We start from the raw sequence: 23,588 nt of genomic DNA on the forward strand, positions 1-23,588 counted from the left end.
CCGCCGATGTCCCCCGGCGACGACCCACAGACCGCATCGACCACCTCGTCACCGGGTCGGGCCCCGTCGCAGCAATGCCGGCGGCGACACAGGACGAGGCGTCGACACCGACGGATTAAAGCACCCGCATTTCGCCGACCGCCACCCGAGTCGCCATCGGCGTCGGCCACGAAGATACAGCGGATTCGATCATCCTTGCTATCCTCGTCCGCACCAGGGTGGTGCTATATCGATGGACGTCAAGCGGACCGAGGTGACGGTTCCGCCGGCTCGACCCCGCCTTGGTGCGACATCGACTCATCGGTCGGCGCTGACGTCGACGCGGCATGCCGGACGGTGCAATTCGAATCCGCCGCCCGGCTGCGACACGGGGAGGCAAGCAGTGACAGCCCTGCTGTGCGACATCACAGGTTCGACGTCGGGTGGCATGACGGTGGTCGCCATCCCGGCGGCCGGCGCGGGCACGCCGTTCTTCCAGCCCTGGGTGCCGGTTCTCGAGCCGGCCGTCGACCTGACCGTGGTCCGGTTACCCGGACGCGGCGACCTCTGGGACGCCGAGCCGATCACCGACCCCGAGGAAGTGCTCAGCCGGGTCACCGCCGAGTTGGCCGACCGCGGCGCCGAGGACCTGGTGATCTACGGCTGTTGCACGGGCGGCCCGGTCGCCTATCAACTCGCCCACCGCCTGCTCCAGCAGGGCGTCGGCCGTCCGGTGGCGCTGGTCGTCAACGGGTCGGTCACGCCGGCCACCGCCCGCCGGGAACCGCATTTCTACTCGAGTTCCACGGAGGACCTGCGCAAGTACTTCGACGTGGCCGAGCCCGAGGACGTGGACGACGAGATGTGGGAGATGGCGGAGCCTCGCATCCGGGCGGACCTACAGGTGAGTGAGACCTGCGACTACGACGTGTCCCCGCTGGACCTGCCGATCGTCTCGGTCTACGGCACCGACGACCAGATGGTGAGCCGCGCGGAGAACCGACGTTGGGCGGATTACACCAGTCGCGGTGTCACCGTGCGCGAGCTGCCCGGCAGCCACTTCCTCATGAACGACTGCCCGGAGGCCGTCGCGCGGGAGATCCTGGCGGTCTGCGACATGCACCGCTCCGGCGGACGAGCTTTCGCGTCCTGATCGAACGGTGGAACAGCAGATGACGACAAGCTCGGTAGGCGCCCCGGCCGAGGTCCGTGAACGGGTGGACCGGCTGCGGGCGGATATCGCCCGCGTGGCGGTCGATGTCGGCCGGGACCCGGAAGGCGTGCACGTCGTGGCGGTCACCAAGACATTCCCGGCGGAGGTCGTCCAGCTGGCCACCGACCTCGGCTTCCCCGAGGTCGCCGAGAACCGCGTCGCCGAGCTGGTCCAGAAACACGACGATCAGCGGTGCGCCGCCGTCACCACCTGGCACTTCATCGGGCAGGTGCAACGCAACAAAGCACGCCAGGTGGCCCGCTACTCCGACGTGATCCACTCGGTGGACCGTCCTTCCCTGGTGGAGGCCCTGTCCGCCGCGGCCGTCGCCGAAGGACGCGTCCTGTCCTGCCTGATCCAGCTCAAGCAGGACAATGATCCGCAGCGTGGTGGCGCCCTGCCGGCCGATCTGATGGAGGTGGCCGAGCGCATCGCGGCGGCCCCGGGACTGGTCCTGGGCGGCCTCATGGCCATGCCCGCGCCAGATCTCGACCCGGCCGAGGCGTACCGGGCTGCCGCCGCCGAGCACCGCCGGCTGCTCCGCACGTATCCGACAGCCACGACCTTCTCCGCGGGTATGACCGGCGACTGGCCCGCCGCGGTGGCGGCCGGGGCCACACATCTGCGCCTCGGCGCGGCGATTGTCGGCCCACGCGCGCCGCGGGCCCACTGATCCCTCGCGTCCGCCGCGTCCCGAAATGCCTGGTAAAAGGCCTCCCTCGCCGCGCCGTCTCCGGACACCGGTATCCTGTCAGGGTCGGTTGCGCAGGGTGGCTGACGTTACGAGAGCCGCGTCCGCGACCGACCATCAGAGCGGGCCGGGTGCAATTCTCGGTGCGAGTGCGAAAGGCGGCCTGGTACATGTCTGCGGCGAGGCGCAGAGCTGTGGTGCTGCTCAGCGGAGGGCTGGACTCCGCCACGGTGCTCGCGATGGCGGTGCACGAGGGGTACGAAGCCTACGCCCTGAGCTTTCGCTACGGCCAGCGACACACGGTGGAGCTGGAGGCCGCCAGCCGGGTGGCGCGGGAGCTCGGAGCGGTCAAGCACGTGGTCGCTGACATCGATTTGCGCGTCTTCGGCGGGTCGGCACTGACCGACGACGCCCTTGCCGTACCGCACCACGACAGCGCGGACGATCTCGGTAGTGACATTCCGGTCACGTACGTGCCCGCGCGCAACACGATCTTCCTTTCTTTCGCTCTCGCGTGGGCGGAGACGCTGGATGCCTCCGATGTGTTCCTCGGGATCAGCGCGGTGGATTACAGCGGTTACCCCGACTGCCGTCCGGAGTACGTCGCCGCCTACGAGCAGATGGCCAATCTCGCCACCAAGGCGGGCGTCGAGGGCCGCCAGCGGCTGCGTATTCACACTCCACTGATCCAGCTGACCAAGGCCGAGACGATCCGCCGAGGGTTGGAGTTGGGGGTGGATTACGCCTGGACGCACAGTTGCTACGACCCGGTCGACGGGCGTGCGTGCGGAACCTGCGACTCCTGCCTGCTGCGCGGGCGTGGCTTCGCGGAACTCGGCCTCACCGACCCGGCTCTGGCAACGACGGCCGGGTGAGTTCCGGTGTACCGCGTCAAGGAGATCTTCTACACCTTGCAGGGTGAGGGGACCCATGCCGGTCGGCCGGCCGTGTTCTGCCGGTTCACCAGCTGCAACCTGTGGACCGGACGGGAGCAGGACAGGCATCGCGCCGTCTGCAAGTTCTGCGACACCGACTTCGTCGGCACCGACGGCCCCGGCGGGGGTCGATTCCGTTCTGCGGCCGATCTGGCGGGCGCCGTGGCGAAGACATGGCTGGGACAGCCCCACCCGCGCAGCCGCCCCTACGTCGTCTGCACCGGTGGTGAGCCGCTGCTGCAACTGGACGAGGCCGCCGTGCAGGCACTCCACGCCGAGGGCTTTGAGATCGCCGTCGAGACGAACGGCACCCGGCCCGCACCGGCCGGTCTCGACTGGATCTGCGTCAGCCCCAAGGCGGGCGCCGATCTGGTGCTCCGCCGCGGCCACGACCTCAAGCTGGTTTACCCGCAGGCCGGCGCGGAGCCGGAGATGTTCGAGGACCTCGCCTTCGACCACTTCCTGCTGCAACCCATGGACGGCCCCGACCGGGTGGCCAACACCGAGGCCGCGGTGCGGTACTGCCTTGATCATCCGCAGTGGCAGCTGAGCCTGCAGACCCATAAGTACATAGGAATCGCCTGATGGAAATCTTCCGGGAGTTCACCTTCGAAGCCGCGCACCGGCTGCCCCACGTGCCAGCCGGCCACAAGTGCGCGCGCTTGCACGGCCACTCCTACCGGGTGCAGGTCCACGTCCACGGCGACGTCGACCCTCAGGCGGGCTGGGTGATGGACTTCGGCCAGCTCAAGAACGCGTTCCAGCCGCTCCACGACCAGCTTGACCACTACTACCTCAACGAGGTCCCGGGCCTGGAGAATCCCACCAGCGAAGTACTGGCCCGCTGGATCTGGGACCGGCTGATCGGCCAACTTCCACTGTCGGCGGTCACGGTTCGAGAGACCTGCACCTCCGGCTGCGTCTACCGAGGAGAGCCGTAAAGCTACGGCCCTCGATCAGTTGATCAGTCCCGATCTCGCCGAGCCGGTGCAGCAATGTGCCGCGCTCCCGACATCGATGGTGATCGACCGAGAGTGTCGGAGTAAGCTCGTCGCGGAACGGGGAAGTTGGCGCCGGATATCGCATCGATGTCGGTAAGCATGGTTGTTGGCGCCGCACACCCTCCATGCCAGTGACCTGCGCTGCCGACTTCTTGATGCCACGCCACCGATCCCTCGCCGCCGTGTCCAGCGTTCGCATTCGCGACCGTTTGTTGAGAGGTGACCTGAATGCCTGCGGGTACTCCCGAGCCGCGCTACTACGTTGAACTGACTCTCCCAGGTCTGGAGATGTGGCCAGAACTTCACTTGCGGATGCAGCAGATGCGCAAGCTGGGGCACCGCATTCTGGTGCTGGCCACTGCCGAAGCTGCACCCAAGTTCACGGACGCGGCAGACGAGGTGGTCGTCTGCGACGACGTGTTCTCCGCGGAGTCGCTCGGAGCGGCGCTGGCGCCGTACGCCGCGGACGGTCTGCGCTTCTCCATCATCGGGGACAAGACGTGGTCCGCGCAGTTCAGCGTCGCGCAGCGGCTGGGCATGCCGTTCCCCGGGCTGATGGGCCAGTTGAACTGCCGCATCAAGCCTCGGCTGCGTCGCGTCCTGGCTGACACCATGCCCCTGCGTACGGCGGTGCTGTCGGTGGACGAGGCCACGCCGGAGCGGATCGACGCGCTCGCGACAGAGATCGGTTTCCCCTTCGTGGTGAAGCCGATCTGGGGCGCTGCCAGCAGCTACGTCGAGTTCGTCCACGACCGGGACGCTGCGCACGAGGTCATCACCAACACGTTCGCCGCGCTCGCCGAAGAACCCGACCTCCATCCCGTCGACGACGGCGAACAGGTGTGGGACCCGAAGCGGCAGATCCTGATCGAAGAGTTCATCACCGAGGGGCGGGAGCTGTCCTACGAGGCTTTCGTTCAGCACGGCCGGCTCGTGCCCCTGCTGATCCAGGAGAAGTACAAGTTCGACCGGGAGGGCGGCTTCCACTTCGAGACGGCGAACCTGTGCCCGACGCCGTTCGTGACCGAGGCTGAGGAAGCACTGATCCACAGCCAGCTGCAGGAGGCGATGACGAAGCTCGGTGTGGATGACACGTTCGTTCACGTCGAGTGCAAATGGGACGGTGAGCGTCTCCAGATCATCGAGGTGAATTCCCGCATCGGCGGTGGCAGCGTGCCGAAGATGCTCAACATCTTCCTCGGAGTCGATCCCCGCGAGATGACCCTGAAGCTCGCGCTGCGTGAGACGCTGCCGTCCGACTACCCGCGGAAGGACGGGTTCCTGCTCGGCGTGTTCGTCAACGCGCACGACTCGGGCGAGTTCGTCGGCTTCGACGGCCTCGACTGGGTCCACGAGCGGCCCGAGTTCTCGTTCGATCTCCAGTATCTGCAGCCTGGGACGGTCGTGCCGGCACGGAATGTCAAGAGTGGTCGCGAGCGCTGGCTGTACTGCTATGACGTCTTCTACCACTGCAACGACCTGGCCCTGATCCCCTACCTGCACGAGGAGACCCTGCGCCGCGTTCGGTTGCAGTTCAAGGAAGCCGGCTGACCGGCACGGCCGCAGGTGGCAGAGGAGAATGCACCAGGGACCGTCGTCAGGACGGCGACGGCATGCCGAGCAGGCGGCTTCTTACCAGATCGGCGACGGTTGCCTGGTGTTCTGCCTGTGAGAAGTAGAAGTGCCCACCCAGGAAGTCCCGCAACTCGAAGGGGCCGGAGGTCACCGCCGACCACGCCTGTGCGGCACGCCGATCGACCCAGGGGTCGTCGACTCCGTGAATCGCAGTCACCGGTACGTTCAGCGGCGCTCGAGGGCGCTCACCGTACAGCTCCACGGCCCGGCTGTCCGACCGGAGGACCGGCAGGAAGAGTTCCCGCATCCCAGGGTCGTCCAGTACGGAGACGTCGGTGCCGCCGAGCCTTCTCAGGTCGGCCACGATGGCGTCGTCCGTCGTGCGCACCGCGGCCTTGCCGTGAACGGTGCCGGGGGCGCGGCACGACGAGGCGAAGAGCCATCGCGCCGGATGGCCCTTCTCCGCCAGGAAGCTCGCTGCTTCGTAGCCGACCAGGCAACCCATGCTGTGACCGAACAACGCGAGTGGCAGGTCAGTGAGCTCGTGCTCGAGGAGTGCCGTGGACAGTTGCCTGGCCAGCTCTTCGATGTCGCAGACGAGAGGCTCGGCGTACCGCTCCATGCGACCCGGATACTGCACCGTGAGCACGTCGATGTCGCCCGCGAGCAGCTGCGAGAAACGGTAGAAGTAGCTGGCCGACCCGCCCGCGTGGGGCAGGAGCAGCAGCCGGCAGACCGGGTGGTCGGATCCTCGGTGGTAGCGCCACAGCCATCGGCCGGCCGGCGCCTTGACGAAGGCGGTCACGCCGGCTTCGACCCGTTCCCGCGACCGCGCAACAGCGTGGACAAGCGCATCGCATTTCCCTACGTGAGTTTGGCCGACGGTAGCAGACGTCGCCGCGCGCTTCGGCGGTGATCCCCAACGCCGCCAGGGCCCGTACGGCGCGCGTGTCGAGTGCGGTCGGTCCTGGCCAGCCGCTAGATCAGCGCCGGTGAGCAGACCTTCGACCGGTGTTTCGCCGACGCGTGGCCCGGCCACGGTTCGATTGACACCCATCCGTGCAATGTGGCATTGTCCGAAGCCGTTCGTCACAGCACGAGCATCGTCCACGCATAGCCGGTTATCATGATGCGGTCGCGGCTGACGGCCGCCGCTGTGGGTACCTGTCGACCCCGCACGGGGGGTGGATTTGGGGGATCTTTACCTTGAAGTACGGGGGAGCACCTCTCGTGGATGGTGCTGTTTGGGGCCACCCGAGATCGAAAGCCGGCGTTGACCGCAGATCGATTCAGGTCGACATAGGTCAGGTCCACCGGCAGCCACTGGAAGCCGCGAGCACCCTGCGGGACCAGGGCCTGGAGCCGTCCGCCGGGTCCCCGGTGGCCGCATGTCTGCCCTGGTCGGCGGATTCGGCCGTCGCCTCTCGCGCCGTCGCCTCTCGCGCCGTCGCGATGGCAGGCGGAGTCATCGCGCTGATCGACCCGGCATCCGCCGAGCCTCGCCATCGGCGCCCCGGCGTCGCCGCGGTGGACGACAGCGCGAGTTGCCCGCAGCCCGGCAGGAGATCGCGGTTCCGCACGCCGATCCGGCGACCTCCGCGATCTGATCATGCAGGTCACGGGGTCGGCGCGCTCGGTGCGGCAGGACGCGCATCAGCCCGCTGACGCGGCTGGCCGTACCGCGCGGGCGCGCCTCGCCGAGATCTCGATCGATGGGCGTACCGGGTGGGGCAGCAGCGTCGGGAACCGCTCCGTAGAGTCCTGTTCCTGGCCGCGCTCGCCGCGCCCGGGTGATGGCAACGTGAATTCGAGGCAAAGGCGAGTGGTGCCGACGTGGTCGTCACAGCACTGCGCCGACACATCAACCGGGGGCTGAGCCCCTCCCTGACCCGCCGACGGTGCAGCCGCCTTCCACGCCACCGCGGGTAGACCTGTCCACAAGCGACCCGCAGGCGTACCTGCCGGCGGCGACCGTATTCCACATCGGGAGAGATGCGTGGATCGCACAGATCAGATTCGCCAGTTCCTGGCCGAGCACATCGCTGAGCCCGTGGCCGACGAAGACGACATCTTCGCCCGCGGCCTGGTGAACTCGATGTTCGTCGTCCAGCTCGTGGCGTTCCTCGAGGAGGCGTTCGACATCCAGATCGACGGGGAGGATCTCGTCTTCGAGAACTTCCGGTCCGTCAAGGACATCGACGCCCTCGTGCAACGGCTGACCGGTCCGTGACCATGACACAGCCAGCCAGGACGGACCCGACGGTCCGCGTTTCGCTGTCCCGGCCGCTTCCGGCGCGGCTCGAGGCCGAACTGGGCAAGCGTGTCCACTTCATCAGCCCGGACGTCCGCACCTTCGCGTTCGTGCGCGGTGACGAGGGCGTCGAAGCGCTGGAGTTGACGCTCGTGCCGCACCCCGCGGACACGGTCGAGGAGCTCACCGACAAGATCAACCGCGTGGTGGAGCGCGAGGTACGCGTCCAGCGTGCCTGGCAGCCCAAGGTACTGTGGACCTCCGCGCGTGGCAGCGAGCGGTGGCCGGATCCGTTGCCCGACATGGTGCGCGCCGGTCTCGTCCACGTCCCCGGCCCCGGCACGGTGACCTTCGGTGACCTGATGATCAGACTCGTCGACTACCTGGACCGGCAGGTACGGGCGATCGCCATGGCCATGCCGCACAGCACGGAGTACCGCTATCCGACGCTGTTGCCCATGGAGGTGCTCGAGCGGCAGAACTATTTCGAGTCGTTCCCGCACTTCGTCATGTTCGTCTCCCGTCTGCACAACGACGCGGACGTCTACGAGACCTTCCTGCGCCGTTACCGCGATGCCGGGCGCCGCATCACCCCGGAGATCTTCAGCCTGGTCCGGGACGACCGGTACTGCCTGCCGCCGACGATGTGTTACCACACGTTCCACCAGGTGTCCGGCAGCTCGGTGGATCAGCGGGTGGTGACCTCCCGCGGCAAGAGCTTCCGGTTCGAGTCACGCTACGAATCGGGTCTGGACCGGCTCTGGGACTTCACGATCCGGGAGACCGTGTTCCTCGGGCCCGAGGCCTATGTGGTCGGCGCCCGCCGGCAGTTCCTCGAGGCTGCGTTCGCGCTCGTCGATCGGCTGGGGCTCGCCGCCCGCTGCGAGGTCGCCAATGACCACTTCTTCGGCGACGCTTCCAAGGACAGCGTGCTGTCGCAGCGGGTCATGGAGCTCAAGTACGAGATCGTCGCCGACGTCGCCGAGGGGAGAAGCATCGCCGTGGGGTCGTTCAACCTGCACGGAAGCCACTTCGGCGAGGCCTTCGACATCTCGCAGGGCGCCGGACCGAGCCACACCGGCTGTGTCGGTTTCGGTCTCGAACGCCTGGCGTCCGCATTCGTCACGCAGCACGGGGTCGATCCGAGCGGATGGCCCGAAGCGGTCCGGGCGGGGGTATCGGAATGAGCGCCGGTGTCGAGGCTGCCGACGTCCTGAGGCTGAGCAAGGAGTTCTTCGATCGGACGGTGGCGCCGAACGCCGCTGCGTGGGACCACGCGCAGGACATGGACGAGAAGATCGCCGGGCTCCTCGGCGCCCAGGGTCTCCTCGTGCCGTCGCTGCCGGAGCAGGCCGGTGGCCGCGGCTTCGACATGGACGTCCTGGGCCGGTTCAACGAGCAGGCGGGTCGCGCGTGCGGCTCGGTCCGCAATCTGATCGGTGTGCAGGGCATGGTCGCGCATGCACTGCAGCGGTGGGCGAAGCCGCCGCTGCGCGACCGCTGGGTGCCGCGCCTGGCCGCCGGTGAGGTGTATGGGTCGTTCGCCCTCACCGAGCCGCACTCCGGCAGCGATGCCCGCGCGGCCGCGACGGTCGCCGAGCGCCGGGGCGGGTCGGTGGTGCTCAATGGTGAGAAGTCGTGGATCAGCTTCGCTGCCCGCGCGGGCGTGTTCCTCGTCTTCGCCCGGCTCGAGGGGCACGTGGCGGCGATTCTCGTCGAACGCGACACCCCCGGGGTCCATGTCACACCGCAGGGCGATCTGCTCGGCCTGCGCGCCTCACACCTCGCCGCGATCCGGTTCGACGGTTGCGAGGTGCCCGCCGAGCACGTGGTCGCGCAGGGTCCACTGGCCTTCGACGCGGTGGCGACGGCCGCGCTGGACCACGGCCGGTTCAGCACGGCCTGGGGCAGCGTCGGGCTGGCCGCGGCGTGCCTCGACGCCTCCCTCGAGCGGGCTGCCACGCGTCAGCAGTTCGGGACGCCCATCGGGGACCATCAGCTCGTCGCTCGCATGATCACCCGGATGGTGTGCGCCGTCGACTCCGCCCGCATGCAGTGCGAGGCAGCGGCGCGGGCACGGGACTCGAGCGACCGGGACGCTGTTCGCCGGACGTTGATCGCCAAGTACGTCGCATCGGAGAACGCCTTCGCGGTGGCCTCCGACGCGGTCCAGATGCACGGTGCGTATGGATGCTCGGCGCAGAGCAGCGTCGAGCGGCACCTCCGAGACGCCAAGATCCAATGCGTCATCGAGGGCACCTCGCAGATCCAGGAGACACAGATCGGCCAGCTGACATTGACGTCCTGGCGGGCAGCCCAGCGCCGAGCCGAAGCCTTGGCGCCCTCGCAGAACGGAAGGTGACAGTCATGACCGCAGCACCGCTGGTGAACGCCTGGAACGAATGGGACCCGCTCGAGGAGATCATCGTCGGTCGCGCCGACGGGGCCGCCTTCGAGCCCGTGGAGCCCGGCTCCCGTCCGCAACTGCGCGACGGATCGGGTGGCCCGTTCCCCACCGGGCCGAAGCCCGACGGCATGGTCGAGGGTGCGAACGAAGAGCTCGACAACCTGGCCGAGGTCCTCAAGGGATACGGCGTCACGGTTCGCCGCCCCGAGGCGCACGACTACACGACCTCCGTGAAGACGCCGACCTTCGAGGTTTCGAACCAGTACTGCGGGGTCTGTCCCCGGGACGTCCTCATCACGATCGGCAACGAGATCATCGAGGCCACGATGTCCCGCCGGGCGCGCTTCTTCGAGTACCTGCCGTACCGGCCGCTCATCTACCACTACTGGAACAACGACCCGCAGATGGTGTGGACGGCGGCTCCGAAGCCGTCGATGGCCGACGACATGTACCGGGAGGAGTTCTGGGACTGGCCGCTGGAGAAGCGCCATGCGGAGATGCACAACTTCGAGTTCTGCGTCACCCAGGACGAGGTCATCTTCGACGCCGCCGACATGAGCCGATTCGGCCGGGATGTGATCATCCAGGAGTCGATGACGACGAACCGGCAGGGCATCAACTGGCTCCGCCGTCACCTGGAGCCCAAGGGCCTGCGGGTGCACACCGTCCACTTCCCGCTGGACTTCTTCCCGTCGCACATCGACTGCACGTTCGTGCCGCTCCGGCCCGGGCTGATCCTCACCAATCCTGACCGTCCGCTGCGTGAGGGCGAGGAACGGCTGTTCCTGGACAACGGCTGGGAACTGATGGAGGCGCCCACGCCGAGCACCGACAACCACGAGATGCCGCTGTACTGCCAGTCGTCGAAGTGGCTGTCGATGAACGTCCTGAGCATCGCGCCGGACGTGGTGGTGTGCGAGGAGCAGGAAAAGCCCATGCACGACCTGCTCGAGGAACGCGGCTTCGAGGTCGTCAAGGTGCCGTTCCGCAAGGTTTACGAGTACGGCGGCTCGCTGCACTGCGCGACCTGGGACGTGCGGCGCAGCGGCAAGGCCGAGGACTATTTCCCGAACCTGAAGGGGTGAGACCCGTGTACATACTCGGCCTCAACAGCGTTTACCACGAGTCGTCTGCGGCGCTCTTGAAGGACGGCGTGCTGCTGGCCACCGCCGAGGAGGAGCGCTTCAACCGGGTCAAGCACGGCAAACAGGCCCGATCGGACAATCCGCACGAGTTGCCGATGCAGTCGATCGCCTACGTCCTCGGCCATGCCGGCATCTCGCTCGCCGACGTCGACATGGCGACCTGCGCGGCGGACCTCGACGAGATGCGACGCGTCCACGAGGAAGGCCTGCCTTCCGCGTGGAACGACGCCGCGGACCGGGTGCGGTTCCTCGAGAACGTCCCGAAGATCCCCCAGGTCCTGGCCGAGCACGGGTTCCGCGGTGACTTCCGCTGGGTGCCGCACCACACGGCGCACGCCGCATCGACGTTCCTGGCCTCGCCGTACCAGGAGGCGGCGGTCCTCGTCGTGGACGCGCTCGGTGACGACGCCTGGTCGACGCGGCTCTACCACGGGCGCGACAGATCCCTGGAGTCGCTGCTCGACGTGCGGTACCCCGCTTCCCTCGGCTACCTGTGGGAAACCATCTCGGTGCTGCTCGGCTTCGGGGTGTACGACGCCGCGAAGGTGATGGGACTGGCCGCGTACGGTGATCCGGCCGTCTTCAAGGCCGCCTTCGATCAACTGGCGTGGTCGACGCCGGACGGCGGCTTCGACATGGACAGTGACACCCTGCGTTTCGCCGAGATCATGTACTACCCGCCGAGCGCCTACCACGATCGGCTCGTCGAGCTGTTCGGGATCACGCCGCGGCGGCCCGGCGACGAGATCGAGCCGGTCCACGAGCACATCGCGGCGGCGCTGCAGGCCAAGACCAATGAGCTCATGCTGCACATGGCCGCCCACCTGCGGCGTCGTACCGGCTCGGCGAACCTCTGCCTGGCCGGCGGGGTGGCGCTCAACTGCGTGACCAACACGCTGCTACTCGCGGAGTCCGAGTTCGAGAGCGTCTACGTGCAGCCCGCGGCCAACGACGCCGGTCTGGCGCTGGGTTCGGCGCTGTACGTGTGGAACGGTGAGCTCGACAAGCCGCGCACCGAGCCCATGACGCACGCGTACTGGGGGCCGGAGTTCAGCGACGACGAGATCCGGGCGGAGCTGGACCGGCGCGAGCTGTCCTACACGGTGCCGGACGACATCGACGCCACGGTCGCGCGGCTCATCTCCGAGGGCAACGTCGTCGGCTACTTCCAGGGCCGGATGGAGCTGGGGCCGCGCGCGCTGGGCTGCCGCAGCATCGTGGCCGACCCACGGGACCGCGCGATGCGCGAAATCCTGAACCACAAGGTGAAGCACCGCGAATACTTCCGGCCGCTGGCGCCGAGCGTGCTGGCGGAGGATGTCGCCGACTGGATGGAGGTCCCGGGCGACACCCTGGCGGCCGACATGATGCTGGTGACCTATCGGGCGAAGGAGGACAAGAAGCCGCAGATGGGGGCGGTTCTGCACGTCGACGACACGTGTCGGCTGCAGGCGGTCAGCGCCGCCACCAACCCCCGGTTCCACCGGATGATCTCCGAATTCAAGAAGATCACCGGAGTGCCGATGGTGCTCAACACGTCCTTCAATGACCAGGAGCCCATCATCTGCACGCCCGCGGACGCCGTCGCCACGTTCGAGAAGACGCAGGTCGACTACCTGGCTGCTGGTAGCTTCTTGGTCGCAAAGGTGTGATGCCGACGAAGGTGCCTGATGTTCTCGCGTGAGCTTGTAATCAACAACGGGCGAAAGTACGAGTTGCCCATCTTTCTTCCGGTTTACCAACCGCACCGGATGCAGGCCTTGCGGTCCGCATGGGCGGAAGGTCCGGAGATCGAGGGCTGCATCGTCAACTCGTACTTTCTCTACAAGCAGCGCGATCTTCGTCAACAGCTCGTCGAAGGTCCCGGGCTGCACGACTACCTGGGCTTCGACGGGTTGGTCACCACCGACTCCGGCGCGTTCCAAGGCCTCACCAGGCAGCTTTACCTCAACAACGCCGACATCGTCCGCTTCCAGGACCGCATCGGCAGCGACATCGTCTCCCCGCTGGATCTCATCACCCCGCCCGGCGACAAGAAGACCGTCGCCGAGGCGAAGCTCCTGTCGACCGAGAAACGCATCGTGAAAGCGATGCCGCTCGTCGAGCGGGGCATCCTCGTCGGGGTCCAGCAGGGGGGACGCTTCGCCGATCTACGCAAGCGCAGCGTCGAGTTCCTGCGGGACCTCGGCGTGCGGTATCTGGCGCTCGGTTCGCTCGTACCCTTCTTCAACCGCAACCACGACCTGCGCTTCGTCGGCAGGACGGCCGCGGAGGCGCGCGGCATCATCGGCCCGGACGTGCCGATGCACGTCTACGGCGCCGGCGATCCGGTCGAGATGCCGTTCCTGGTCGCCTGCGGCGTGAACGTCTTCGACTCCGCCTCGTACGGGCACTACGCCCAATCCGGGTGGTACATGACCCCGTACGGCGCGCTGCAGGACCTGGACAAGCTGGCGGCGGGCGAATTCATCTGCACCTGTCCCGTCTGCCAAGGCGAGCCTCCGCGCACGATGCCCGACACCGAACAGCTCATCATCCACAACCTGTGGACGATCCTCGTCACGATCCAGGTGATCCGCTCGCACCTCAGCGCGGGCACCCTGCCCGGCCACCTCGACAACGTGCTCAAGCTGCACGACGAATGGTTTCCCACCAGCGCGCTGCGGGGTTCGTGGCAGGAGGTCGGAATTGCCTGACCAAGGCGCCCAGATCCTGGAGGAACTCGCTGCGGATCTCGCCGGGGACGTCGTCCGGCGCTACCGGATCGATCAGGCCCGGGCAGTCGAGGTCATCCTCGACGAGTGGAGCCGCAACCAGAAGCTGCTGGCCGTGGTGGCCGCCGCCGGTTCGGCGAGGGAAGCGCAGCGCACCCGGGTGTACAAGGACGCGGCCACGCTGACCAAGAAGACCATCTACAACCGGCTGCGCTCGTACCGGGCCGAGCCGGCCGCGTTCGACACCGCCCTGCAAACCCTGATGGAGCTGCCCCCGGACGCATCCACCGAGCAGGTGGAGGCCGCCGCAACGGACATCGCCGCGGCCCATGTCAGCACGGCGGAGCGGCTCGGCCATCGCGCCCAGTTCCTCGACGTGCTGGAGGCCGCCAACCCGACCGGCAGCCGCGTCGTCGTCGACGCCGGCGCAGGTGTGCTGCCCGCCCTGCTCGGCGCCGACTGGCTCCACCGGCAGGGCATCACGCAATACTGGGCCCCCGACAAGGACCCGAAGGCGGTGGCGGCCGTGGCGGCGTACGCGGCAAGGCTGCCGGCGGGACTCGTCCGGCCGGCGCAGTGGAACGTGGCCGACGGCTGGGCGGCGTTGCACCGCCTGGGCCTGCCGGAGACGTGCGACGTGGCGTGGATGCTCAAGGTGGTTCCCGTCGTCCTCCGTCAGGAGCCACAGCTCGCCCCGGTGCTCGCCGCGGCGCCCGCTCCCCGGCTTCTCATCAGCGGGTCACGGGTGGCGATGGCCAAGCGTCAGAACATCGAGGCACGCGAGCGCCGTGTGGTCCAGCGGTTCTGCGCCGACCACGGGCTCCGGACCATCGGCGAGCACGTCACCGAGGACGAGTTCTTCCTGCTGGCTGAGCGCGGTTGACCCGACCGCGCCCAGCCGGCGGCACACGTCAGTAGCGGTAGAACCCGTGGCCAGCCTTGCGGCCGACCGCGCCCTCAGCGACCTTCTGCTGCAGGAGCTGACACGGCTCGTACCTCGTCTCCTGAGTGCTCTCCTGCAGTTGCCGCAGGGTGAGCACGACGGTGTCGAGGCCGATCAGATCCGCGGTCTCGAGCGGGCCCATGGTGTGACCGAAGCATCGCTTGAACACCTGGTCCACGGTGCCCGGATCGACGCCCTCCTCCTGGACGAGGCGAGCCGCCTCGTTGAAGAAGACGTGTGAGATGCGGTTGCTGACGAACCCGGGGAAGTCGCCGACCACGATGGCCTGCTTGCCGAGCGACTGCACCAGATCCTCGACGTACGCGAGGCACGCGTCCGAGGTGTTCTCGCCCCGCATCACCTCGACCGCCTCGGTGGCGTACGACGGGTTCATGAAATGGATGCCGATGACCGACTCCGGCCGGGTCGTCTCGGCCGCCAGCCGCTGGATCGAGATGCTCGACGTGTTCACGCCGATGCCGACATGCGACGGCAGGACCGCATCGAGCCGGCGGTAGAGATCCCGCTTGATCGACCAGTCCTCGGTGACGTTCTCCACCACGAACTCGCAGGCGGCGAGGTCTTCCAGGTCGACGCCGTACCGGACCCGCTCGGCGAGGTCCGCCCGGGACAGCCGGCCGAGACCCGGTCGGAGCAGCGGCGCGAACCGGACCGCCTCGGCGACCTTGCGCGCCGCGGCGGCCAGGGTCTGCTCGTCGCGGTCCACGAACACGACGTCGAAGTCGTGCAGGAGAAAGTCGGCTCCGACGGTGGTGCCGATCGCCCCCGCCCCCAGGACGCCGATGCGCCGCCGTGCCGTTGCCGCTGGGTCGCCCATCACGCCTGATCTTCCTTGTTGTCGTACGCGGTGGAGAACTGCTCGACGACCCAGGTGCCGAACTGCACGGGCTCGTACCGCGGCGGGTTGTCCTCGCCGCAGCACTCCGGCACCGGCGCGATGACCGCGTCGAAGGCGGGTTCAAAGAAGAACGGCATCGAATACCGGTGCCGTCCGCCGGGGAACCGCACCCGGTGCCAGGTGGCGGTGTAGCGGTCGTTGGTCCAGCGCTGCATCATCAGGCCGATGTTGACCAGCAGCGTGCCGGGGACGTGTGGCGCGTTGACCCACTCACCCTCCTGGTTGCGGACCTCCAAGCCATCCACGCCGTCCTGCTGGACGATCGCGAGGAAGCCGTAGTCGACGTGGGCGCCCATGCCGAACTCCACGTCCTCGAGACTGCGCTCCGGCTGGAACGGTGGGTAGTGGGAAAGGCGCAGGTCGCACAGTTCGTCGCCGGCGTACTTCTGGAAGAACCCGGCGTCGAGGCCCAGGCTGAGGGCCATTCCGGCGGCCAACTGCTCGCCCAGCCGGGTAAGCGCCGTCCACGCTTCCATCATCACCGGCCGGAACTCGGGCAGCGCGGCCGGCCACTGGTCCGGATCGTCCAGCGGGTGACGGCCGGCGCGGGCGCTCTTCGTCGCCGCGATCGTCTCGGCGTCCCGGCCCGACAGCGGCTGGAGGTCGAGGCATTCGTGGTAGTCCCGCTTCGTCGCCGTCACCTCGGCGAGCATCGGGATGTAGCCGCGGAACTGGCTGGTCAGGCCGAGCCGCAGCTTCATCTTCTCCTCAAGCGGCAGGTCGAAGAAGGCGCGGGTCAGCTCCATCATCCGTTCGGACAGCCCGTCGGGCAGACCGTGGTTGCGCACGTACAGGAAGCCGACGTCACGGCAGGCATCACCGATGCGCCGCACCGTGTCGTCGAGAGCCTCCTGGTCCGGGTTCTCGGTCACCAGGGCGCTCACGTCGATGATCGGAACCTCGTGGAATGTACGCTGCGTGCTCACTTCGCCACCTCCTGCTGGTCGGCGTTGCCGGGAAAGATCTCATGTACGCGGGCCCACTCACGTTCCCCGACGACGAACGGCTCGACGGCGTCGCCCTTCTCGCCGGGGCGCAGCCACGGGTTGTCCTCCGCGACCGCGACGACCACGTCCGCCCCCTCGGCGGCGACCGCCTCCCTCGGGTCGATCGGACGCAGCACGCTACCGAGCTCCGGGATGAAGAAGGTGATCACCGACACCCGGTCACCGCGCAGGTTGTCGGCGTGCACCCGGTGCCGGCACGCGGGGTAGTAGCCGCCGCTCCACAGGCCCATCAGCTCGCCGGTGAAGACCACGCACGCATTCGGCGGCGGGGACACCAGCAGCCACTCGCCGTCCTGGGTGCGTACCTCGAGGCCGTCGGAGTCCTGGATGCTCACGGTCAGCATGCCGCTGTCGGTGTGCTCGCCGAGACGGACCTCCTCACCGCGGTACTCGTCGGTGTCCCGGTAGTAGATGAGCCGGGAGAACCAGTGCAGGTCCTCGCCGAAGGCCGAGTCCGGCTTGCCGAGGACGTCGTGCTGCCCCATCGACCGGGCGAGGGCCTCGATGACGGTCCGGCCCACCTGTGACACCCACTCCGTGTAGCGGTCCACGGCGGGCCGGAACCCGGGAAGGTGATCCGGGTCGGGCCACTGATTCCCGCCGTACATGACGAACCAGTCCTGCGGGTCGGCGTCCGCCGGGGGCGTCGCCTCCCGGCCGAACTCCCAGGACTCCTTCAGGTCTTCCCTGCCGTTCGTCGACTCCTCGCGCGGGGCGACATAGCCGCGGTAGTGGGGCGAGTGCTTGACGCTGATGGCCGACTTGACGTCCTCCGGCGCCCGGAAGAACCGGCGGGTCTCGCCGAACAGGTCGTCGAAGGTCTCGTCATCGATCTCCGGCCGCAGGTCGAGGTAGAACAGCCCGATCTGCCTGGTCGCCTGGCGTACCACCGCGACGGCGTCGGGATCCTGGGCGGCCAGCGCGCCGATGCGCACGGTGGGGATGGTCATGCCGTCTCCTCCTTGATGTGTCGTAGGGAAGTACTCGGGCCCGCCACGACTGCGCGTACCGTCGCGATGAAGCGATCGGTCCAGTCGGCCACGTAACCGGCGCTGTGCACGTTCGTGCGGTAGTCGACGGTGAGCTGCAGGTGGTCGCCCGATTCGATGAGATCCAGCCGCAGGTCGACGAGCGCCGCCCGGGCCGGCACCGGACGGAACCGGGCGGACAGGCCGGTGAACTGCGGCGCCGGAACCGCGTGGTCGAGGTTGAAGACGGTGCGCAGGGGAAAGACCGGGGCGTCGCCCAGCAGGTCGGCGATGTCGGCGAGCGGCAGCTGGTGGGCGAAGCCGTCGAGCATCGTCTGGCGCAGGGCGCGGTGGTAGTCCTGCACCGTGCCGTCGAGGTCGAGGCGGCTGCGGATCGGCAGCATCTCGGCGCAGTAGCCGACGACAGAGGCGCCGCGCGGATAGTCCCGAGCCGCCACGGGCACCCCGAAAACGACGTCGTCCTCCCGGAACTGGTGGTGCACCATGAGCCCGTGCGCGGTGAGCAGCACCTGGAACGGCGTACTGCCGAACTCCCGCGCCGCCTTGCGCACCGCCGCCGTCAGGTCGGCGTCGATGATCCCGAAGTGCCGGGCACCCTCGTCGTCGTGCCCGGCCGGCGCGGCGGCCGGGCGCACCCCGGCGAGCTGCTCCTTCCAGTACGCGCGCCCGCCAGCCACGTCGCGGTGCGCGAGCCGGGCGAGGTGGTCCGTGTACTGCAACGCGGGCTCGGCCGGGACGCCCCCGCCGTACGCCGCCGCCAGCTCGTCCAGCAACACGGTCATCGAGATGCCGTCGGAGACGACGTGGTGCGCATACACCACAAGGTCGTGTTTCGCGTCGCCCCGATCGACCAGGAAGAACCGGGTCAGCGGCCCGGTGGCGAGGTCGAACGGCTCGGTGAGCCGGTCCTGCCACCACCGCTCGTACGAGCGGGACAGCGCTGCCAGGTCCACCGGCTCCAACCGCGGTGGCTCGCCACGGACCGGCAGGCCGTCGCGGAACACCGTTCGCAGGGCCTCGTGCCGGTCGACGACGGCGGCGACCGCCCGCCGCAACGCCGCCGTGTCCACCGGGCCGCTCAGCTCCACGTCCTCGGCCACGGTCCAGTCGACAGCCTGCGGCGCGGCGACGGATCGGGCCAGCAGCGCCTCCTGCGCGGGAGACACCCGCGGCAGCACCTCACCGTCGATGAACCCACCGTCCCGCATGGACTGCACAGCCTCGGCGGCGGCGGCGATGATGCGTTCGACATCGGTACGGCTGTGCTCGGTCGACAGGAAGCAGGTCCGCCCCTCCCACAGGTAGATTCCCCGCAGGAGCAGGTGGAAGTGGAACACCTCCATCGCCAACGGCTGGTACGCGTAGCTGGCGTTGCCCTTCCAGGTGAACCGGAACAGCGACCCGTAGTGCATCACCCGGATCGGCGCACCCTCGCGCCGGAACATCGTGTTCAGCGTCGTGGCGAGGTGGTCGGTCTCGGCGTTCAGCCGGTCCTGCAGCGCCGACCCCTGGTCGCGGAGGTGTCGCAGCATCGCCAGCGTCCCCGCGACGGTGGCCGGATGGTTCTCGAAGGTGCTGCCGATGTAGGTGGTCTCCGGCACCGCCTGGCCGGGACCGTCCTGCCATGCGCCGCCGTCGACGACGTCCATGTACCGGGCGGCTCCGGCGACCACGCCCACCGGGTAACCCCCACCGACGCACTTGCCGTACGCGGCGATGTCGGCCTCGACGCCGAACCATTCCTGCGCGCCGCCGAGCTTGACCCGGAACCCGGTGATGACCTCGTCGAAGATCAGTGGGACGCCCGCCCGCGCGGTGATCTCGCGAAGCCGGCGCAGGAAGGCCTCGGGCCGCACGCCGGGGTTGCGGCTCTGCACGGCCTCGACGAGCACGCCACCCAGCTCGTGCGCGTGCTCCTCGATGATGCTCAGCGACCGCTCGCTGTCGTACGGCAGGATCAGCGCGTCCGCGGCGGCGGAAGGCGAGATGCCGGGCGCCATCGGCACCGAGACGAGCGGGTCGCCGCCGACGTCCGGCAGGGCCAGCACCCGGTCGTCCTGGCCGTGGTACGAGCCGGCGAACATCACGAAACGGGACCGGCCGGTCGCCGCGGACGCCACGCGCAGGGCGCCGCGGACCGCGTCGGTGCCGCTGACGGTGAAGAAGGCGCGCTCCTTGCCGGTGATCTCGCAGAACAACCGGGCGACCTCGTCGGCGCCGTCGACGACCGGGCCGACCGAGACGCCGCGGGCCGCCTGCGCCGCCACCGCCTTGGTCACGAAGCCGGGGTCGTGCCCGCACAGCAGCACTCCGAAGCCCATCGCCAGGTCGACATAGTCATTGCCGTCGATGTCAGTGAGGTGGGCCCCGGACGCGCTGCCCGCCACGATCGGGTAACACGCCCGTCGGGTCTCCGGCCGTACCGTCCGCATCCGGGTGTCCACCCGATACGTCCGGTGGGTCCGCGCCCGGTCGAGCGATCCGGCGGTTCGGGCGGTGAACGCGTCGAGCAACTCGTCGAGGTGGCGGCGTTGCCGGTCGGTGAGCTCCGACTGGGCGGCCCTCGCCACGGTCGGGACCCCGTCCACGGCCGGCCGTGGGTGGGGCTGCGCCCGCCCCTTCGCCGCGGGTGCCGTCTGCGTGGTGTGCGAGACCTGGGCCGGTGCGCCACCGAGCATGTCGAGCTGCCGGTTCATCAGCGCGATCTGCGCCTGGATCAACCCGTGCAGCTCGCTGTCCTCGCCGGACCTCACCGCGGGCACCGCCGGAACCGCCGCCGGGTCCGGTCCTGCCACCGGTGCGGGAACCGCGGCCGCGCCCGGCCCCGCAGACAGCTGCGGCGCCGGCGGACGGCCGTGCTCCCGAAGATCACCGGCGAGGGCGGCGACGGTCTCCAGGCCCTCGAACAGCTGACCGACGTTGAGGCGGACGCCATAGCGGTCGTTGACGTCCTGGACGAGGCGGGCCATGACCAGCGAGTCCGCGCCCAGCTCGAGGAACGAGGCGGTCGGCGACAACAGGTCCGCCTCGGTCTCCAGATACTCGGCGAGCTGCTCGGCCACGAACCGGGCCGGATCGTCCTCCGGCACCGGGTGCGGCTCGGGCCCGGCGTCGGCCTGCGGCCGGGACGGCGCCTGCTCCAGCCAGTGCCTGCTGCGCTGGAACGGATATCCGGGCATGCTCACCGGGGTCCTCCCTGGTCCGTGAAGGCCGTGACGATCGAGGTCGACGCCGGTCGTGTAGAGCTCGACGGCGGCCGCGGCCATCTGCTTGCCGTCGTCGACGTGTTCCGCGAGAGACGACGCCCACACGACGGGGGCGTCGGTCCAGTTCTGCCGCCCGAGCAGGGTCAGCACCGGCGCCGCGCTGACATCGAGGGCGACGTCGCACCCGTGCGCGGCGAGCGTCCGCATGCTGTCGGTGAACCGGACCGGCTCACGCAGCTGCCGGCACCAGTAGTCCGCATCGATCCGGTGCACCACGGCGCCGGTCACGTTCGAGATCAGCGCAACCGTGGGCGCCGCGTACGTCAGGCGCCCGGCGAAGGCCCGGAACTCGTCGGTCACCGCGTCCACCATCGGGGAGTGGGGCGCGTGCGGCACCGTCACCGTCCGATGTTGCAGCCCCCGCTCGTCGCACGCCGCCAGGGCGGCGGCCACACCGTCGCGAGGACCCGCGATGAGCGTCTCCCTCGGGCCGTTCCAGGCGGCCACGGCCACGTCGGCGATGCCGGTCAGCACGGCCTCGACCTCGGCGGCGGGCGCGAAGACCGCAGCGGTGGCGCCCCGGCCACCCGTCGCCGCGCCGATGAGGTGCGCACGCTGGGCCACGAGGGACAACCCGTCCTCGAGCCCCAGCACTCCGGCGACGTGCGCCGCGGCGAACTCCCCGGTGGAGTGGCCGAGCACGACGGACGGCCGGACCCCCCAGGACTCCCAGACTCGCGCGAGCGCGCACTCGACGGCGTAGATGGCGGGCTGTGCATACCGGGTCTCCGACAGCCGGGGGTCCGGCTCGTCCGCGTAGAGCAGGTCGACCAGGCGCACCTCCCAGCCGGCGTGCTCGCCGAGCCAGCGGTCGCAGGCGTCCAGGGTGTCCCGGAACACCGCGTTACCCGCGTACAGGCCGCGGCCCATCCCCGGGTACTGCGATCCCTGACCGCCGAACAGGAAGGCGAGCCCCGGGCGCCGCTTCGCCTGCCGCTGCCGGACCCGGGCCTTGCGGCCGGCCAGGTGCGCGCCGAGCCGCTCCGAGGCATCGGCACCGCTCGTCGCGGTCAGGCCCAGCCGAGCCTGGTCACCCGCGTACGCCGCGGATGCGGCGCAGACGTCGGCGAAGGCCTCCGGGGTCTGCGCAGCGGCCAGGATCGGCACGACCTCGCGCGCGAGTTCGCTCAGCGCCTCGGGGGTGCGGGCGGACAGGGTCAGGACGCGGTGCCCCCCGGCCGGCGCCGCGGGTGCCGAGCGCTGCGGTGCACGGCCCACCACGACGTGGGCGTTGGTGCCGCTGAAGCCGAAGGAACTGACCCCCGCCAGGTCGCCGGTGAGGCCGGTGAGCCGGGTGGGCAACGTGACGGGAGTGGACTCCCAGTCGATGAGCGGGTTCAGCCGGCGAAGGTGGGTGGCGGGCGGTACCTCTCCGTTCCGGAGCACAAGAATGGTCTTGATCAGGCCGGCGATGCCCGCCGCGGCCTCCAGGTGGCCGATGGTGGCCTTCAGAGCGCCGACGGGCAGTGGGCCGGAGCGGCCACCGAACACCGCGGTGAGCGCATCCGCCTCGACCGGGTCGCCCAGGGCGGTGCCGGTGCCGTGCGTCTCGACGTACGCGATGTCGTCCGGCGCCGCGCCCGCGTTCGCCAGCGCCGACCGGATCACCGACTGCTGCGCCAGACCGCTGGGCGCGGTCAGCCCGTTGGTACGGCCGTCCTGCTCCACCGCGGTGCCGCGGATGACGGCGAAGATCTCCTCGCCGTCGGCGAGCGCCTCGTCCAGCCGACGCAGGACCAGCATTCCGCATCCCTCGCCGCGGCCGTAGCCGTCGGCGTCCGCGTCGAACGCCTTGCACACGCCGTCCTCGGCCAGCGCCCCACCGTCCATGAACCCCGTGAACGTCTCCGGCAGCAGGAGCGCGTTGACACCACCGGCCAGAGCGAGATCGGATTCGCCCGATCGCAGGCTCGACACCGCGAGGTGGACCGCGCTCAGCGACGACGAGCACGCCGTGTCGATGGAGATGTTCGGGCCACGGAGTCCAAGGTGGTACGAGATCCGCCCACCCGCGACACTGCACGCGTTGCCGGTGAGTCCGTACATCGCCGTGGTGTCGGCGCCGCGGTGCTCGGCCAGCCGGGCATACTCCGACTCGGCGATGCCGACGAACACCCCGGTACGGGTGTCCGTCAGCGTTCTCGGGTCTCGGCCGGACGACTCCAGCGCATGCCAGCTGACCTCCAGCAGCAGGCGCTGCTGCGGGTCCATCTGCCGGGCCTCGCGCGGCGAGACGTTGAAGAACGTGTGATCGAAGGCGTCCAGGTCGGGCAGGAAACCACCGCGAGCGCGCCACGGCCGCCCCTGCGCGTCCACCGGCGGCGTGTCCCACCTCCCGGCGGGCACGTCGTCGATCGCGCTTCGGCCCTCCCGCACCAGTCGCCAGAACTGCTCGATCGTGGCGGCACCCGGGAAACGGCAGGCCATGCCCACGACGGCGATGGGCCGGGTCGCAGCGCCCTGGAGCTCGGCGACGGACGAGCGCAGCGTACGGATCGTCCGCGCCGCCTTGCGCAGCCGTTCGAGATCGTCGGAGGTTTCTGTGGGCGACAA

Annotated in this window: 18 protein-coding genes; 13 read left to right on the forward strand and 5 right to left on the reverse strand. The window is 69.2% G+C overall.

What is annotated here, in order from left to right; genetic code table 11:
* The first annotated feature begins 382 nt into the window (after positions 1 to 382).
* From ACMCNO_RS33600 to ACMCNO_RS33625, 6 genes are all read left to right on the forward strand, one after another.
* Entirely contained in the window at positions 383 to 1,132 is a 750-nt protein-coding gene (locus ACMCNO_RS33600) for a thioesterase II family protein (protein WP_412753421.1), read from the forward strand.
* 19 nt (positions 1,133 to 1,151) lie between these two features.
* Positions 1,152 to 1,865, forward strand: coding sequence for a YggS family pyridoxal phosphate-dependent enzyme (locus ACMCNO_RS33605; RefSeq protein WP_412753422.1), 714 nt, complete (start codon positions 1,152 to 1,154; stop codon positions 1,863 to 1,865).
* Between the two features lie 188 nt (positions 1,866 to 2,053).
* The gene (gene queC / locus ACMCNO_RS33610; protein WP_412753907.1) at positions 2,054 to 2,758 is read left to right on the forward strand and encodes a 7-cyano-7-deazaguanine synthase QueC; all 705 of its coding nucleotides are present in this window, start codon (positions 2,054 to 2,056) and stop codon (positions 2,756 to 2,758) included.
* 6 nt (positions 2,759 to 2,764) lie between these two features.
* Positions 2,765 to 3,403, forward strand: a complete 639-nt coding sequence (gene queE / locus ACMCNO_RS33615; RefSeq protein WP_412753423.1) for a 7-carboxy-7-deazaguanine synthase — start codon at positions 2,765 to 2,767, stop codon at positions 3,401 to 3,403.
* Positions 3,403 to 3,759, forward strand: coding sequence for a 6-carboxytetrahydropterin synthase QueD (gene queD, locus ACMCNO_RS33620; RefSeq protein ID WP_412753424.1), 357 nt, complete (start codon positions 3,403 to 3,405; stop codon positions 3,757 to 3,759). Before queE ends, queD begins: the two co-directional genes overlap by 1 nt.
* A gap of 381 nt (positions 3,760 to 4,140) precedes the next feature.
* Positions 4,141 to 5,370, forward strand: a complete 1,230-nt coding sequence (locus ACMCNO_RS33625; protein ID WP_412753425.1) for an ATP-grasp domain-containing protein — start codon at positions 4,141 to 4,143, stop codon at positions 5,368 to 5,370.
* Positions 5,371 to 5,416: 46 nt separating this feature from the next.
* Here the strand turns inward: ACMCNO_RS33625 and ACMCNO_RS33630 are convergent, their stop codons facing one another.
* Positions 5,417 to 6,487, reverse strand: a complete 1,071-nt coding sequence (locus ACMCNO_RS33630) for a thioesterase II family protein (protein ID WP_412753426.1) — start codon at positions 6,485 to 6,487, stop codon at positions 5,417 to 5,419.
* 903 nt (positions 6,488 to 7,390) lie between these two features.
* On the opposite strand from ACMCNO_RS33630, the gene ACMCNO_RS33635 reads away from it, so the two are divergent.
* From ACMCNO_RS33635 to ACMCNO_RS33665, 7 genes are read left to right on the forward strand one after another with little or no spacing between them, the layout of a single operon-like run.
* Entirely contained in the window at positions 7,391 to 7,624 is a 234-nt protein-coding gene (locus tag ACMCNO_RS33635) for a phosphopantetheine-binding protein (protein ID WP_412753427.1), read from the forward strand.
* Between the two features lie 2 nt (positions 7,625 to 7,626).
* Positions 7,627 to 8,832: a hypothetical protein gene (locus ACMCNO_RS33640; protein ID WP_412753428.1), complete on the forward strand. Its 1,206-nt coding sequence runs from the start codon at positions 7,627 to 7,629 to the stop codon at positions 8,830 to 8,832.
* A complete protein-coding gene (locus tag ACMCNO_RS33645) occupies positions 8,829 to 10,007 on the forward strand; it encodes an acyl-CoA dehydrogenase family protein (protein ID WP_412753429.1) in 1,179 nt (392 codons plus the stop codon). The genes ACMCNO_RS33640 and ACMCNO_RS33645 overlap by 4 nt, the downstream gene beginning before the upstream one ends.
* A gap of 5 nt (positions 10,008 to 10,012) precedes the next feature.
* Positions 10,013 to 11,137: an arginine deiminase family protein gene (locus ACMCNO_RS33650; protein WP_412753430.1), complete on the forward strand. Its 1,125-nt coding sequence runs from the start codon at positions 10,013 to 10,015 to the stop codon at positions 11,135 to 11,137.
* Positions 11,138 to 11,142: 5 nt separating this feature from the next.
* A complete protein-coding gene (locus ACMCNO_RS33655; protein ID WP_412753431.1) occupies positions 11,143 to 12,849 on the forward strand; it encodes a carbamoyltransferase in 1,707 nt (568 codons plus the stop codon).
* Positions 12,850 to 12,867: 18 nt separating this feature from the next.
* Complete coding sequence (locus ACMCNO_RS33660; RefSeq protein ID WP_412753432.1) at positions 12,868 to 13,893, forward strand: tRNA-guanine transglycosylase; 1,026 nt, start codon at positions 12,868 to 12,870, stop codon at positions 13,891 to 13,893.
* A complete protein-coding gene (locus ACMCNO_RS33665; protein WP_412753433.1) occupies positions 13,886 to 14,794 on the forward strand; it encodes a hypothetical protein in 909 nt (302 codons plus the stop codon). Before ACMCNO_RS33660 ends, ACMCNO_RS33665 begins: the two co-directional genes overlap by 8 nt.
* Before the next feature lie 28 nt (positions 14,795 to 14,822).
* Here ACMCNO_RS33665 and ACMCNO_RS33670 read toward each other — a convergent pair whose 3' ends face one another.
* From ACMCNO_RS33670 to ACMCNO_RS33685, 4 genes are read right to left on the reverse strand one after another with little or no spacing between them, the layout of a single operon-like run.
* Positions 14,823 to 15,692, reverse strand: coding sequence for a 3-hydroxyacyl-CoA dehydrogenase family protein (locus tag ACMCNO_RS33670; protein ID WP_412753908.1), 870 nt, complete (start codon positions 15,690 to 15,692; stop codon positions 14,823 to 14,825).
* The gene (locus ACMCNO_RS33675) at positions 15,692 to 16,699 is read right to left on the reverse strand and encodes an isopenicillin N synthase family dioxygenase (protein WP_412753434.1); all 1,008 of its coding nucleotides are present in this window, start codon (positions 16,697 to 16,699) and stop codon (positions 15,692 to 15,694) included. The genes ACMCNO_RS33670 and ACMCNO_RS33675 overlap by 1 nt, the downstream gene beginning before the upstream one ends.
* Positions 16,696 to 17,730: an isopenicillin N synthase family dioxygenase gene (locus ACMCNO_RS33680; protein ID WP_412753435.1), complete on the reverse strand. Its 1,035-nt coding sequence runs from the start codon at positions 17,728 to 17,730 to the stop codon at positions 16,696 to 16,698. Before ACMCNO_RS33680 ends, ACMCNO_RS33675 begins: the two co-directional genes overlap by 4 nt.
* Positions 17,727 to 23,588 (reverse strand): aminotransferase class III-fold pyridoxal phosphate-dependent enzyme, encoded by a 5,862-nt coding sequence (locus ACMCNO_RS33685; protein ID WP_412753436.1) that lies wholly within the window; start codon positions 23,586 to 23,588, stop codon positions 17,727 to 17,729. Before ACMCNO_RS33685 ends, ACMCNO_RS33680 begins: the two co-directional genes overlap by 4 nt.

The sequence above is a fragment of the Krasilnikovia sp. M28-CT-15 genome (assembly GCF_047159595.1).
GTDB lineage: Bacteria > Actinomycetota > Actinomycetes > Mycobacteriales > Micromonosporaceae > Actinoplanes.